This is a genomic window from Rubrilithobacter danxiaensis (assembly GCF_047272945.1).
In the GTDB taxonomy this organism is placed as follows: Bacteria; Bacteroidota; Bacteroidia; order Sphingobacteriales; family Sphingobacteriaceae; genus Rubrolithibacter; species Rubrolithibacter danxiaensis.
This window is the reverse complement of the sequence record NZ_JBKOPS010000010.1, coordinates 98615-113753: the sequence shown is the minus strand read 5'-3', so window position 1 is coordinate 113753 and position 15139 is coordinate 98615. Positions and strand designations below refer to the sequence as shown.

Here is a 15139-nt window from a genome sequence, read left to right as displayed (position 1 = left end):
AAAAATGAGTGATAGTAAAAGAAAAAATCTTTTCCAGACTATAAAGGATAAAGGGAAAAATTACGAATCTGAGATGTCTTTTTTTGATCATCTCGAAGTTTTAAGATGGCATTTGATAAGAGCATCTATTGCTGTTGTTATTTTTACCAGCCTTGCTTTTGCCTATTACGACGAGCTTTTTGATGGTATTATCATGGGGCCCAAAAAAGCCAGTTTCTGGACGTACAGAATGATGTGCATTATCGGTGAGAAGTTCCATCTTGGTCCTGACTTCTGCATTTCAAAAGATATTCCTTTCAATATTATTAATACCGAAATGGCAGGGCAATTTACTTTGCAGCTAAACTCTTCATTAATTATCGGAATTGTGCTCGGAGGCCCGTATCTTTTATATGAAGTATGGCGATTTGTAAAACCCGGGCTTAATGAAAAAGAAAAAACTTCGGCCAGTGGTTTTGTTTTTTATGCAACTCTCCTTTTTATTTTAGGGGTATTATTTGGCTATTACATTATTGCACCGCTTTCTATTAATTTCCTAGCTAATTATAAAATAAGCAGCATCATTGATAATCAGATCACAATTGATTCATACCTGTCTTCAGTTGCTACGTTAACTTTAGGATCAGGAATTGTATTCGAACTTCCTATTTTGATTTTTATTTTATCGAAGATGGGAATTATGACGCCCAAGTTTATGCGTTCGTCTCGCAGGTATGCTGCGGTAATTATTCTGGTAATTGCAGCAATAGTTACTCCAACACCGGACATGCTGACAATGCTCACTGTAAGTTTCCCGTTGTTTCTTCTTTATGAAATAAGTATAATTATTTCGGCACGGGTTGAAAGGAAGCGGAAAAAGGCAGAAATTGCTTTTTACAAGGAGTAAATAATAAATACAATATATAATAGTTTGAATTTACAATGGCAGATAAATTAAAAATAGCGATTGGAGGTGATCATGCAGGGTTTGGGTACAAACAACAACTTACCGACTTTCTGCAAGATTATGAGGTTAAAGATTATGGCACCTACAGTTCAGACTCTGTAGACTATCCTGATTTTGCACATCCTGTGGCCAGTGCAGTTGAAAGCGGTGAAGCTGACCTTGGAATATTAATTTGCGGAAGTGCAAATGGGGTGGCAATTACAGCTAACAAACACCAGGGAATACGTGCGGCTATCTGCTGGCAGGAAGAACTTGCAGAATTAGCCCGTTCTCATAACAATGCAAATGTTCTATGTATTCCGGCAAGATTTATTTCAATTGAATTGGCAAAAGCCATTACCTCAAAATTTTTAAATACAACCTTTGAAGGCGGACGCCATGCAACAAGGGTTAATAAAATATCCTGTTAAATATTCATTATGCGTAAAATTTCATTATTAACGATAGGAATAGGCCTGTCATTACAGGTTCTTGGTCAGAATCCTGTTGCAGAAAAATATGCTAAGTTCATTGATACTGTTGATGCAAGAAAACACTTGTCCATACTGGCTTCAGATGAATTTGAAGGGAGAGAAACCGGAACTCCCGGAGCTGAAAAGGCAGCTAATTATATTGCGGGAGAATTTAAGAAACTCGGGCTGAAAGCACCCGTTAACGGAAGTTACTTTCAGCAGGTGCCTCTTATAGAAACTAAATTTGAGGTCTCTTCCTTCCTGGTTAACAGCCAAGCTTTTGAGAACGGAAAGGATTTTTATTTTTCGGGTACTCCGCAATCTCAAACTATAAAAACGAATGAACTTGTTTTTATTGGGTATGGGATTAGCAGCGAAAACTACGATGATTTGAAAGGTACTGATGTCACCGGAAAAATAGTATTGCTGATCAATAAAGGCGAGCCGGTTAAAGATGGAGTATCAGCAGTAACTAAGTCGAGTGAAACGTCGGACTGGAGCAGGAGCAAGGCCAAACGTATTCAATCACTGCTTTCAAAAAACCCAGCTGCAATTCTTGCTGTAAGTCCAGATGTAGACCCTTTACTTAAAAAGTATCCGGGTTATTTTACTGAAGGACGTTTATCCTTAAAAAAGGAATCTTCTGAAACAGAGAAAGCGAAAACTCCCATTATAAATATTACTCCTGAGGTTGCAGACAAGCTGCTGCAAAGCACAGGAAAAAGCTATGAATCTCTTAAAGCAGCTATTGACAACAGCGGAAAACCGGCCACTCAGGTTGTTAAAGCCGACTTCAGCACTTCTTTTGGCTTACAAAATCGCGATGTTACAGCCGTAAACGTATTGGGTTATCTAGAAGGAAAGGATTTGAAGAACGAACTTGTTGTTGTTTCAGCACATTATGATCACATCGGGTTAACCAACGAAGGTACGGATAAAGTAAATAACGGTGCTGATGATGATGGTTCAGGTACAACCGGCATACTTGAAATTGCAAGAGCATTTTCTAAGGCTAAAGCCGAAGGAAAAGGTCCGCGACGCAGTATTTTATTTTTAGGAAATGTAGGGGAAGAAAAAGGACTTTTAGGCTCGGAATGGTATTCAGAGCACCCGGTATTCCCTTTGGAAAATACAATTACCAATTTGAATATTGATATGATTGGAAGGGTAGATTCCGTTCACCAGTCTAATCCGAACTATTGCTATCTCATCGGTTCTGATAAACTAAGTACAGATCTTCATAAAATAAGTGAAAAGGCAAATGCTACTTACACTAAGCTCGATTTGGATTATAAGTATAATGACCCGAATGATCCGGAGCGGATTTACTACCGTTCAGATCATTATAATTTTGCAAAACATAATATTCCTATTATTTTTTACTTTAACGGAGTTCATGAGGATTACCATAAACCAAGCGATGAAATAAGTAAAATAAGATTTGATTTGCTTGTAAAAAGGGCAAGACTGGTATTTTATACCTGCTGGGATTTGGTAAACAGGGATAAACGGCCTGTGGTTGACAAGAAAACTGATATGGCAGAATAAAATAAAAAGAGCGGATTTTCATCCGCTCTTTTTATTTTATAGTTATGTGATTGATAAAGCTGTTGGCCTCAATGGACTTTTTTAAATAGTCCTGACCATAGTATATTTTAATAATACGTAAGAGATTATAATACCCCCCGGCAGATATTAAAAAGTAAAACGAATGGAGAGGCCTATCCCGTTAGCGTCAAATTCTGTATTGGGTGTCACTTCAATAGCTGGTTTCCAGTCTAAGGCAAGGTTAATTGGCGCACCGTCAAATTTATAATCAAGGCCCAGTACACCGTCCACACTTACCAGGAAATCACTCTCATTGGTAGGTTTATATTCCACACTTCCAAGGGTGCCGCCACCACCGTAATACCAACGTAAGCCGGGTGCATTGTTTATCGGGTTATGTATTTCATATAAGCCTGTAAAGCGGAAGTAAGAATAGTCTTTTTTAGATTGAAAGTTAAGTATAAAATCCAGAGCAGCGTTATCGCTGGTAAATGTTTTAAATGTTATGCCGTTTGCTGCTCCTAATCGGCCCCCTAATGCATATTTATAGGTTTGAGCTTTTAATTCAAGCGAAGTTGAGATCAGCAGAAAGACTGCGAAAAAGGCAAATGTTAATTTTTTCATGATTTGATTATTAGTTTTATACTAATGCCCAAAAGATACAAAGCATTAATAAGATTGTTTGATTTACGACGACAAAATTATTTCTTTATGGAAAATAAAAAATGATTATTTGTTAAATTATGTTAAGACTTAGTTTTTGAGATTTAAAAGGATAAATTTGCGGTGATTATGAAAATGATGAAGAAATTACTGCCAATGGTGCTGGTGCTGTTTACGATTATATCCTGTAAAGAAAATTCGAATGATTCGTATGATTTTGCCAAGCAAGCACAGATTGATGATAAGCTGATAACAGAATTTCTTACAAAAAATAATCTTACAGCTCAAAAACATCAAAGTGGCTTGTATTATATTGTTTCTAATCCGGGAACCGGAAATGTTCAATATGCTGCAAATACCACTGTTACTGTTAAATATGCACTGCGGTTATTGAACGGAACTACAATTCCCCAAACTACCGAACCGATTTCATTTCAACTTGGAGGAGTAATCGCCGGATGGCAATACGGCGTTCCTTTAATACAAAAGGGAGGCAAAATTCGCCTGATTATTCCTTCCGGTCTTGCCTATGGCCCGCGGGCCCAGAACGGGATTCCGGCTAATTCCGTTTTAGATTTTGATATTGAACTACTTGACGTAAAATAATTATAACATACACATGAAATTTTTTCTTCTTAAAGCTGTATTGTTTGTTGCTTTTATTCCTTTACTATTTTCTGCCTGCGAAAAAGAATACACAGGTATCGAACAGGTAGACGAACAGAACATTCAGGAATATATTAAAAAAAATAGTCTCGGCGAATTTAAAACCGACTCTTCCGGCATTTATTATAAAATTATTGCTCCCGGAAATGGCGATACGGTACATAATACAGATAAAGTGTACTTTACATATACTATCAAAACGTTTAACGGTGAGTACAATTCGTCTGATGAGTATATTAATCGTTACGCCGGTTACCTGGGCTATGTAAGTCCTCAAACTAATCTTCCCGAAGCTTTCAGATTTGCAATAGGCAATTTTCTGAAACAGGAAGGCGGAACTATCCGGGTTATTATTCCCTCTCGGCTTGCATTCGGCAGAAATGAAACAAAAATAAACGGAAGTACTATTCCTTCTAATTCATCTCTTGATTGTACGGTAACGTTATTGAAAAAAAATAATCTGCAACAATACGAAGATTCTTTAATAACTCAGTACATGCAAAAAAACAGTCTTACAGGTTACACCAAAACTGCCTCCGGCTTATATTATAAAATTGCAGATATAGGAACCGGCAGCCCCATAACAATAGATTCAACAGTAAGTGCTGCATATACCGGAAGACTGTTAAACGGAACAGTTTTTGAAACCGTAACAGAATCTTCTCCGGGAACATTCGATTTAAATGATCCGGGCTTAAGAAAAGGTTGGAAAGAAACAATTCCTTTAATAAAAGGGGGAGGAAGTATCCGGATTATTTTCCCTTCAAGCTTAGGCTATGGTCTGGCAGGATACGGTACATCAATTCCTCCGTTTTCACCTTTAGATTTCGATATCAAGGTAACGGATGTGAAACAGAACGACTAATAAGTAACAACATAGCTTAATAAAAAAGTAAAGAAGGCATAGGCCTTCTTTACTTTTTTACAGCCGATGCAAAAACTTTCAGTGCTCGCTCACGGGCAAACTGATGATCAACAATAGGAGCGGGATAGCTGAAAGGATCATCATATTCCGGAATCCATCTTTTGATGTACTTTAGGTCGGGATCAAATTTCTTCGTTTGTAAAGACGGATTGAAAATACGAAAATAGGGGACAGCATCATTGCCGCAACCTGCAGCCCATTGCCAGCCTCCTACGTTACTGGCCTGTTCATAGTCAATCAGTTTTCTTGCAAAATAAGCTTCACCCCATCGCCAGTCAATTAATAAATGCTTTGTAAGGAAACTGGCTGTGATCATACGAACGCGATTGTGCATCCAGCCTGTTTTATTTAACTGGCGCATTCCTGCATCAACAATCGGATAGCCAGTTAAACCCTCGCACCATGAAGAAAATTCAGCTTCATTATTTCTCCAATGGATCGAATCATATTCAGATTTAAAGGATCGGACGCAAATAAAGGGAAAATGCCACAGCGTCATCATATAAAATTCTCTCCATATCAGTTCATTTAACCAGGTTTTATTTTCTGCCTCTGTTGCTTTTTGTACAACCTGCCTGATGCTCATTGTTCCAAAGCGAAGGTGCACACTTATTTTAGACGTTCCTTCTATTGCAGGGAAATCTCTCTTTTGCTCATACTGCCCTATAATTCCTATGTATTCTTTATCAGGAAATGATAATTGTGATTTTCTAAATCCTAAATCTTCCAGATGGGGGAATATAAAAGGGTTTGTCTTAAAGAGGTTGTTTAATAATTTTTCAGAAGGATAGCTCTTTAAGTACTGCGGTTGAAGCGTATTGTACCATTTTCTTTGGTAAGGAGAATAAACAGTATATGGAGCTTGGTTTTCCTTTAGAATTTCGTTTTTCTCAAAGATTACCTGATCCTTAAAAGTATTAAATTTGATGTTTTTTTTCGCAAGCAAAGCCCTGATCTTCTCGTCCCGTTCAGTAGCGTATGGTTCGTAGTCATGGTTTGTGAAAACCTCGTTAATGCTAAATTCTTCAGTCAGTTCTGTCCAGGCTTTTTCGGGAGTGCCATGTTTTATTAATAAGGAGCTCTTGCAAGCTTTTAACTCTTTGTTAATATCCGCCAAAGCCTGATGAATGAATGTAACCCTGCTGTCGTCTGCATCTTCGAGTTTGCCCAGAATGATTTTATCGAAAATAAAAACAAGTAAAACAGGCAGGTCGCTTTTTAAGGCATGAAAGAGGCCTGCATTATCTGCCAGCCTTAGATCTCTTCTCAGCCAGAAAATATTAATGTGTTTTTTTATTTCCATAGATGCTTGCAAGGGCTTCTTCAATAGTAGGGAAATTAAACTGAAACCCGGCCGATTGAATTTTAGATGCGGAGGTTTTGGTACTGTCTAATACTACCGAACTCATTTCACCTAAAACTAATTTCAATATAAAGGAAGGAGTACGGGGTAGCCAGATTCTTTTATTCAACTCACGAGCTATTGCATATGTTAGTTCCGTTTGTGTTACAGGATTTGGTGCTGTCATGTTAAAAGATCCTTCTACGCTTTCATTCTCAATCGCAAATAAAAACATTCTGGTTACATCCTGCAGGTGAATCCAGGAAACCCACTGCTTTCCGGACCCTAAAACAGTGCCAACGCCAAGTTTTATAGGTTTTGCAATTTGAGGTAAGGCTCCTCCTTCTGTGCTGAGGACCATTCCGGTTCGCAATTTAACAGTCTTAATACCTAATGAAACGCCTTCATCAACAGCCTGTTCCCATGCTACACACGTTTTGCTTAAAAATCCTGTTCCTGGTGGGGTGCTTTCTGTTAAAAGCAGGTCTCCGCGATCTCCATAGTAACCTACGGCAGAAGAAGAAATTATTTTCTTTACCTGATGCCCGGGTGATTGCCTGAGTAAAGAATAGATCAGGCGGATAGATTCTGTCCGGCTGTTAATAATATTCTGCTTTCGTTGGCTGGTCCATCGCTTTCCTGCAATTCCTTCACCTGCCAAGTGAATAATAATATCTGTCTCTTTTATGCAGTCAGAATCAATTTTTTTATTCCTTACATCCCATCCGAATGTTTTTATTAAAGGATTTTTATGAGATTTGAAGCGGGTAAGGTGATGTATTCGGTAACCTTTAAGGGCCAGTAACCTGGTTAAGGAATTCCCTATAAGTCCGCTTGCACCGGTAATAAGAATAGTTTTACTCACTTTTTTGTAACTGATATTACTAATTTTGGTTTTACTATGCTATATACGAAACATATTTTTATCTGTACCAATCAGCGCCCGGCAGGCAGCAGGATAAGCTGTGGTGAAGAACATGGTCTTGCACTTGTTGCAGCCTTTAAGAAACTTATTAAAGATAAAGGTCTCAATACAGAGATCCGGGCGCAGCGTACAGGATGTATGGAAACCTGCGAGTTAGGACCAAGCGTTGTTGTTTACCCCGAAGGTGTATTTTATGGAAACGTTCAGCTTAGTGACGTGGAAGAAATAGTGAACGAACATTTGGAAAACAACCGGGTAGTAAACAGGCTTGTTATGGATTTCTCTAAACTGCCTAACCGCTAATATAATTTTGAAGATGTTCTATGATAGACTTTTGATCTTCAATTACAGATTTAACAACATCTCCAATAGAAATCATTCCTGATACTTTTTCATTTTCTACTACTGGTAAATGCCGGATATGGTTTTCAGTCATCAGTTGCATACAATATTCAATAGAATCATTCATACTTACGGTAATGAGGTTGGATGTCATGACCTCGTCAATCGGTGTGTCTTTTGATGATTTTCCCTGCAGAATGATCTTGCGGGCATAATCACGTTCACTGAATATTCCTAATAATTTCTTAAAATCCATCACGAGTAGTGCACTGATGTTTTTTTCCATCATGATTTCAAGGGCATGATAAACGGAAGTGTCGGTAGTAACTGAAAAAAGCTGAGCCGGTTTTTGTGAGAGGATGTGCGATACGGTTTTCATAGATAAGTTTTGGTATAAATGAAGTTAGTTATTTTATACGGATTATCAAAACAATAGGGTAATTATCAGGAAGAATAGTATTGGATATCTGCCTGTATCTGTCCCGTTTATGTAAAAACTGGGCCTGGGCGCTGGCAAAGGCTGGTTAATTAGTTATTTTTCATTACTTTGCAAGGTAAAAATTAGAATATGACTGACCGGACCATTCTTGTATGGTTTCGAAATGATCTTCGGGTTCGTGATAATGAAATCCTGTTGGAAGCCTCCCGAAAAGCAAATAAAATACTTCCTTTTTATTGTTTCGATCCGAGGAGTTTTGAGGTTTCTCCTTATGGTACTTTAAAAACAGGGCCACTGCGGGCACAGTTTCTTATAGAAAGCGTACGGGATTTGAAAAATTCTCTCCAAGAATTGGGCGCCGACCTGATGGTTGCTATTGGAAAACCTGAAGATATTATTCCCTCTGTATGCGAGAAATACCAGGTTGCAGAAGTATATCATCACCGTGAAGTTGCAGCAGAAGAAACAGAAATTTCAGGGCTTGTAGAGAATGCGCTCTGGAAACAAAAAATCAATCTGAAGCATTTTATCGGTCATACGCTTTATCATAAGGAAGACCTTCCTTTTCCTATTAAAGACATTCCGGACGTATTCGCTACTTTTCGGAAAAAGGTTGAACGGGAAAGTGAGGTAAGACCTTCTTTGGAAATGCCTGCAAAAATAAGTCTGCCCGAGGCTTTTGATCCCGGACTGCTGCCAGATTTAAATCAGATGGGCCTACAGGACCCCCAAACGAAAACAGAGTTTAAAGGCGGAGAAACAGAGGGTTTAAAAAGAATGGCCGACTATTTTTGGGAGAAAGATCAGGTGCACTTTTATAAAGCTTCATTAAATAAATTAATGGACACAGGGTGGACATCAAAATTATCCCCCTGGGTTTCGCTGGGCTGCTTATCTACTCGAGAGCTGTTTTGGGAAATTAAGAAATATGAAAAGAAAAATGCCACAAACGGCTCTGTAAGTAAGCTCACATTGGAGTTTTTATGGCGGGATTATTTTCGCTTTATGTTTAAAAAGCATGGAAATAAATTCCTCCAGGGGGCAGAGCTGTCGCCAGAGGACATACTGAAAAGCGAAACAGAAAAGGAATTATGGGAGAAATGGAAAAACGCCCAAACGGGAGTTCCGTTTATTGATGCCTGCCTGAGAGAATTAAATGCTACAGGATATCTTACCAACAGATGCCGCCAGTGTGTTGCTGCCTATCTTATAAACGATTTACAACTGAACTGGGTATTAGGGGCGGTTTGGTTTGAAGAAAAGCTGATTGATTATTCGCCTGCCAGCAATTGGGGTAACTGGGCTTTTATTGCCAGTTTAGGAACTGTCGAGAAGAAGAAATTAGACGCCTTAAAGCAGGCTCAGGAACTTGATCCCAAGGGAGCATATGTACGGAAATGGATTCCCGAACTTGCTGCAATTCCTGATGGAAGGATTCATGAGCCCTGGCGGTTGTCGTCTGCTGAACTGGATGAGTTTAACATTGAATTGAATAAAGATTATTATCCCCGCCTGCTTGCTCTGGAAACCGCTCCTGTAAAGGACTGACACCCTGTAAATACATGTTTGAACTTCAGATTTTTTTAAACTATTTCCCGCTCTGCCTGTCTGAATTTATAAATGTCTGAAAAAGCGTTTTTTTAAGGATATTCCTACAGGAAATATAGCCTTAAACTCTTATTTTTGTCGCACTTGAAATAATATTCTCATGAATAATCTGTCATATATCAATAATGCAAATTCCGAATATATAGACTCCCTTTACCAGGCATACCAGGAAGATCCAGAATCGGTTGAATTTGGCTGGCGCAAATTTTTTGAAGGTTTTGATTTTGGACAAGCTTCTGAAGTTAAGGCTGCAGGCAGCGAAACTCCTGAACATTTCCTTAAAGAAATAAAAGTACTTAATATGATTCACGGCTACCGCGACCGTGGTCACCTTTTTACAAAAACCAATCCGGTACGTGAAAGAAGAAAGTATTATCCGGGAAAAGAACTGGAAACTTTCGGTTTTACAGAAGCTGATTTAGATACCGTATTTAATGCAGGCGTGGAAGTTGGTTTAGGCCCTGCCACGCTTCGCGATATACGTGAATTACTCGAACAAACTTATTGCCAGTCAATAGGAGCAGAGTATAAGTACATCCGCAATCCCGAAAAGGTAAAGTGGTTTGAGCAGCGTATGGAAAAGGAACGCAACAGACCGAACTTTTCTATCGAAACAAAAAAACGCATCCTTAAAAAATTAAACGAGGCGGTAGTCTTCGAAAACTTTCTGGGTACAAAATTTCTGGGGCAGAAAAGATTCTCGTTAGAAGGGGCAGAGAGTGTTATTCCGGCACTTGATTCCATCATTGAAAAAGGGGCCGATCTGGGAATTGAAGAATTTGTAATTGGTATGGCTCACCGCGGGCGTTTAAATGTGCTCGCCAATATTCTTCATAAAACATATAAAGATATTTTTTCAGAGTTTGAAGGCAAAGGATACGATGCCAGCAAACCTTTCGGGGGGGATGTTAAGTATCACTTAGGATTTTCTACCGATGTTGAAACCGCATCGGGTAAAAAAGTGCATTTAAGCTTATGCCCAAATCCATCTCACCTCGAAGCGGTAGATCCGGTGGTAGAAGGAATTACACGGTCAAAAATTGATTTTAAATACAACGGCGATCATAGCCTTATAGCCCCGATACTTATTCACGGCGATGCTTCTATTGCCGGTCAGGGTATTGTGTACGAAGTGCTTCAAATGGCAAAGCTGGATGGCTACCAAACAGGCGGAACTATCCATCTTATAATTAACAATCAGGTTGGATTTACCACTAACTTTAAAGATGCCCGTTCATCCACCTATTGTACCGATTTAGCAAAAGTAACGCTTTCACCAGTGTTCCATGTTAATGGCGACGATGTGGAAGCTTTGGTTTATGCTATTAATCTTGCGGTAGAATATCGTCAGAAATACCATAACGACGTGTTCATAGATGTTTTATGTTACCGTCGTTACGGACATAATGAATCGGACGAACCTAAGTTTACCCAGCCGCTGCTTTACAAAACGATTGAGAAGCATCCTAATCCACGGGAGATATACAATAAAAAACTGATGGAGCAGGGAAGCGTGGATGCAAATATGGCCAAAGAAATGGAAAAGGATTTCCGGGCTTTATTGCAGGATCGTTTAAATGAATCGAAAGAGCAGAAGACGTATTCGGAGCCAAACCCGATGTATTCCGGGGCCTGGCAGGGATTGCGGATGGCAACAGCCGAAGACTTTATAAAGAAATATCCTACTGCTGTATCTGCCGAAACATTTTTATCCATTGCTCAAAAAATAACTTCGCTTCCTGCAGACAAAACTTTCTTCAAGAAAATAGAGAAGCTGTTTGAAGACAGGCGTAAAATGGTGGAAAGTAAAACGTTTGACTGGGCAATGGGAGAGTTGATGGCTTACGGTACTTTACTGGAAGACGGACACCGGGTTCGCATCAGCGGCCAGGATGTTGAAAGAGGAACATTCTCTCACCGGCATGCAGTTGTTAAGCTGGAAGATTCTGAAGAAGAATATATACCGCTTGCACAATTGAATAAGGGCGAAGCAAAATTTGATATTTATAATTCCCACCTTTCTGAATATGGAGTATTGGGTTTTGAATACGGTTATGCACTCGCAAATCCACAGTCTCTAACTGTTTGGGAAGCACAATTCGGCGACTTTGTTAATGGCGCCCAGATTATTGTAGACCAGTTTATTGTTAGTGCTGAAACAAAATGGCAGCGTTCTAACGGAATTGTGGTTTTACTTCCGCATGGATATGAAGGTCAGGGACCCGAACATTCATCTGCCCGTATTGAGCGGTTTATGGAATTGTGTGCCGATTTTAATATCCAGGTAGCTAATTGTACAACTCCTGCCAATTATTTTCACCTTCTGCGCAGGCAATTGGTAAGGGATTTCAGAAAACCGCTTGTGGTGTTTACTCCAAAAAGTTTACTGCGCCATCCGCTTGTACAAAGCAAACTGGAAGAATTTACAGAAGGAACGTTCCAGGAATTAATTGACGATTCTTTTGTTAAACCAGAAAATGTAAAACGGGTATTACTGTGTTCGGGTAAGGTTTATTACGATCTGCTCGAAAAACAACAAGCGGATAACCGGACTGATGTGGCTATTGTTCGGCTTGAACAACTTTACCCTACCCCTTACGAACAGCTAAAGACAATACGCGAGAAATATACAAAGGCTAAAGAATATATCTGGGTTCAGGAAGAACCTGAAAACATGGGCGCCTGGCCTTACTTTGCCCGTAAGCTGCGTAACATCGACCTGGATTTAAAAGTAATTTCAAGAAAGGAAAGCAGCAGTACAGCTACCGGTTATGCCAAGCAGCATGTTGCTCAGCAATTGTATATTGTAGGAAAAGCATTTGAAGACGCAGCAGGTCCGGAAGTTAAAAAGGCAGTTGTAAAAGCAACTAAAAAAGTTGTAAATGTAGATTAACCCTTATTTAAAAACATATGAGTTTAGAGATCAAAGTTCCGCCTGTTGGCGAATCAATTTCGGAAGTTACCTTATCACGATGGATAAAAAAAGATGGTGAGAGTGTGCAAATGGATGAAGTGATTGCTGAGCTGGAATCAGATAAAGCTACGTTTGAATTAACGGCAGAAAAAGCAGGAACTTTAAAAACTCTCGCCAGCGAAGGCGATACACTTGAAATTGGTGCAGTAGTTTGTACTATTGAAGAGGAAAGTGTTGATACTTCTGTTCCAAAAGAAGAACGTGCTGATGCAGCTACCGAAGTATTGATTGAAAAACCGACTTCAGCAGATTCTAAAACATCCATTGAGATTAAAGTTCCGGCTGTTGGCGAGTCTATTTCTGAAGTAACCCTATCAAAATGGTTGAAGCAGGATGGTGATTATGTTGAGATGGATGAAGTGCTTGCTGAATTGGAATCGGATAAAGCTACATTTGAATTAACAGCAGAGAAAGCAGGAACTTTGAAAAGGGTAGCAAAAGAGGGAGATGTTATTGAAATAGGGGGAGTAGTTTGCACAATTGCAACAGACAAATCTGCAGCACAGGAAAAACCAAAAGCAGCAGAGCCGGCTCCCGCAAGTGCTGCACCAGCAACAACTGAAAAACAAACATCATACGCTTCCGGAACTCCGTCGCCGGCAGCGGCAAAAATCCTTTCAGAAAAAGGGATTGATGCTTCGGCAATGAATGGATCCGGAGTAGGTGGAAGAATAACAAAAGAAGATGCGCTGAAAGTACAGCCAGGAAAACAACAGCCTGCAGTTTCACAACCTGCTAAAGCATCATCAGCACCCGTGCCGGCAACTCAGCAAGCAGGAGATAGAAACGAGCGCCGTGAAAAGATGAGTTCTCTTCGTAAAACTATTGCGAAACGTTTGGTTACGGTTAAAAATGAAACAGCAATGCTTACCACTTTTAACGAGGTGGATATGCAGCCTATCATGGATATTCGTGCGAAATACAAAGATAAGTTTAAGGAAAAACACGGAGTAGGTTTAGGGTTCATGTCATTCTTTACTAAAGCGGTATGCGAAGCGTTGAAAGAATTCCCTGCAGTGAACGCCCGTATTGATGGTGAAGAAGTTGTTTACAACAATTTTGTAGATGTTAGTATCGCGGTTTCAGCGCCTAAAGGCCTTGTTGTACCAATAATTCGTAACGCAGAGTCTAAAACGCTTTCAGAAATTGAAAAAGCGGTTGTAGACCTGGCTGTAAAGGCACGCGAAAATAAGCTGACTATTGAGGAAATGACAGGTGGAACTTTCACTATTACCAATGGCGGGGTGTTTGGCTCCATGTTATCTACACCGATAATCAATGCTCCACAATCTGCTATTCTCGGTATGCATAATATAGTTGAGCGTCCTGTAGCCGTAAACGGCCAGGTAGTTATCCGCCCGATTATGTATGTTGCCCTTTCATATGACCATCGTATTATTGATGGCCGCGAATCAGTAGGGTTTTTAGTGCGGGTTAAGCAGCTGCTTGAAGATCCGACAAGGTTATTGCTTGGAGTTTAATTAACAGATATAAGGTGAGAGCCTTAAACAGAAAAGGACACGATTTCGTGTCCTTTTCTGTTTGTACTATTTCTTTTAAATCCTTGTAATACTTCCTGATCCGCTTTTTTGCATATTAACTTTTGCATTGCCTGAATAGGAAATATTTCCCGAACCGCTTACCGCAGCGTTAAGTGTATCATCCGCTTGTATAGAGATATGACCTGATCCGCTTACCTTTGCATCGGCAGAATCTGTATTAAAGTTTTTCCCATTAAAGTGACCCGATCCGCTTACAACTACCTCGCTTTGTTTTGCACTGCCAGATGCAATAATTTTGCCTGATCCGCTTACAACTGCCTTTAATCTTGTCGCGGCCAAATCTGCACTAATATTACCTGATCCGCTTACCGTTGCAGAAAAATCATCCGCTTTAAGTTTATCTTCAACATTTATATTACCCGAACCGCTTACCACCAGGTTGTTTAATTTCTTTGCAGTGATATAAACCTTAATCTTTTTAAAGTTCATATTAATGCGGTTTGTTCCTTTCTTCATACGGATATGTAAAATTCCATCTTCAACGGGAGTTTCTACTCTATCCAATATTTCGCCATCGCCTTCCAGCTTCAGGCTTTCCTTGCTGCCAATTTTTATAAACACATCAAACGCACCAGAGGAGGCTACGCCAGAGAAATTAGCAACTTCGCGGGTTTGTTCGTCAAAAGCATTTAAACTTATTGTATTTAATGCAGTACGTGCTCCGGCAACACTTACAAGCGGTAACAGCAGGAGAATCCAGCCAAAAGATGAAAGTACTTTTTTCATGATTTTATTTTTTAGATACCT

Annotated in this window: 14 protein-coding genes; 9 read left to right on the top strand and 5 right to left on the bottom strand. The window is 39.5% G+C overall.

Translation table 11 applies throughout. The features are described 5' to 3' along the window. Positions 1-4 precede the first annotated feature (4 nt). The 3 genes from tatC to ACLCDL_RS13865 are packed head-to-tail and all read left to right on the top strand — an operon-like array spanning position 5 to position 2946. Entirely contained in the window at positions 5-886 is an 882-nt protein-coding gene (gene tatC, locus ACLCDL_RS13875; protein ID WP_423148942.1) for a twin-arginine translocase subunit TatC, read from the top strand. A gap of 35 nt (positions 887-921) precedes the next feature. Beyond that, on the top strand, positions 922-1356 hold the full coding sequence (gene rpiB, locus ACLCDL_RS13870) for a ribose 5-phosphate isomerase B (protein WP_423148941.1): 435 nt from the start codon (positions 922-924) through the stop codon (positions 1354-1356). A gap of 9 nt (positions 1357-1365) precedes the next feature. After that, positions 1366-2946: a M28 family peptidase gene (locus tag ACLCDL_RS13865; RefSeq protein ID WP_423148940.1), complete on the top strand. Its 1581-nt coding sequence runs from the start codon at positions 1366-1368 to the stop codon at positions 2944-2946. Between the two features lie 147 nt (positions 2947-3093). Here ACLCDL_RS13865 and ACLCDL_RS13860 read toward each other — a convergent pair whose 3' ends face one another. Continuing rightward, complete coding sequence (locus ACLCDL_RS13860; protein WP_423148939.1) at positions 3094-3570, bottom strand: hypothetical protein; 477 nt, start codon at positions 3568-3570, stop codon at positions 3094-3096. Between the two features lie 174 nt (positions 3571-3744). Here ACLCDL_RS13860 and ACLCDL_RS13855 point away from each other — a divergent pair, with 174 nt between their 5' ends. After that, the gene (locus ACLCDL_RS13855; protein WP_423148938.1) at positions 3745-4215 is read left to right on the top strand and encodes an FKBP-type peptidyl-prolyl cis-trans isomerase; all 471 of its coding nucleotides are present in this window, start codon (positions 3745-3747) and stop codon (positions 4213-4215) included. A gap of 13 nt (positions 4216-4228) precedes the next feature. After that, on the top strand, positions 4229-5140 hold the full coding sequence (locus tag ACLCDL_RS13850; protein ID WP_423148937.1) for an FKBP-type peptidyl-prolyl cis-trans isomerase: 912 nt from the start codon (positions 4229-4231) through the stop codon (positions 5138-5140). Between the two features lie 49 nt (positions 5141-5189). On the opposite strand, the gene ACLCDL_RS13845 is transcribed toward ACLCDL_RS13850, so the two are convergent. Beyond that, complete coding sequence (locus ACLCDL_RS13845) at positions 5190-6503, bottom strand: cryptochrome/photolyase family protein (protein ID WP_423148936.1); 1314 nt, start codon at positions 6501-6503, stop codon at positions 5190-5192. Then, a complete protein-coding gene (locus ACLCDL_RS13840) occupies positions 6481-7407 on the bottom strand; it encodes a TIGR01777 family oxidoreductase (protein WP_423148934.1) in 927 nt (308 codons plus the stop codon). The genes ACLCDL_RS13845 and ACLCDL_RS13840 overlap by 23 nt, the downstream gene beginning before the upstream one ends. Positions 7408-7443: 36 nt before the next feature. On the opposite strand from ACLCDL_RS13840, the gene ACLCDL_RS13835 reads away from it, so the two are divergent. Further along, positions 7444-7770 (top strand): (2Fe-2S) ferredoxin domain-containing protein, encoded by a 327-nt coding sequence (locus tag ACLCDL_RS13835; RefSeq protein WP_423148933.1) that lies wholly within the window; start codon positions 7444-7446, stop codon positions 7768-7770. On the opposite strand, the gene ACLCDL_RS13830 is transcribed toward ACLCDL_RS13835, so the two are convergent. Continuing rightward, complete coding sequence (locus tag ACLCDL_RS13830; protein WP_423148932.1) at positions 7760-8188, bottom strand: CBS domain-containing protein; 429 nt, start codon at positions 8186-8188, stop codon at positions 7760-7762. The genes ACLCDL_RS13835 and ACLCDL_RS13830 overlap by 11 nt on opposite strands. A 189-nt stretch (positions 8189-8377) precedes the next feature. Between ACLCDL_RS13830 and ACLCDL_RS13825 the strand changes: the two genes are divergently transcribed. The 3 genes from ACLCDL_RS13825 (at position 8378) to odhB (ending at position 14311) form a co-directional block, all read left to right on the top strand. Next, the gene (locus ACLCDL_RS13825) at positions 8378-9796 is read left to right on the top strand and encodes a DASH family cryptochrome (protein WP_423148931.1); all 1419 of its coding nucleotides are present in this window, start codon (positions 8378-8380) and stop codon (positions 9794-9796) included. Between the two features lie 160 nt (positions 9797-9956). Next, on the top strand, positions 9957-12749 hold the full coding sequence (locus tag ACLCDL_RS13820; protein ID WP_423148929.1) for a 2-oxoglutarate dehydrogenase E1 component: 2793 nt from the start codon (positions 9957-9959) through the stop codon (positions 12747-12749). 17 nt (positions 12750-12766) lie between these two features. After that, positions 12767-14311: a 2-oxoglutarate dehydrogenase complex dihydrolipoyllysine-residue succinyltransferase gene (odhB, locus tag ACLCDL_RS13815; RefSeq protein WP_423148928.1), complete on the top strand. Its 1545-nt coding sequence runs from the start codon at positions 12767-12769 to the stop codon at positions 14309-14311. A gap of 75 nt (positions 14312-14386) precedes the next feature. Here the strand turns inward: odhB and ACLCDL_RS13810 are convergent, their stop codons facing one another. Further along, positions 14387-15118 carry a head GIN domain-containing protein gene (locus ACLCDL_RS13810; RefSeq protein ID WP_423148927.1) on the bottom strand — a complete coding sequence of 244 codons (732 nt, stop codon included), beginning with the start codon at positions 15116-15118 and terminating at the stop codon, positions 14387-14389. Between the last annotated feature and the right edge of the window lie 21 nt (positions 15119-15139).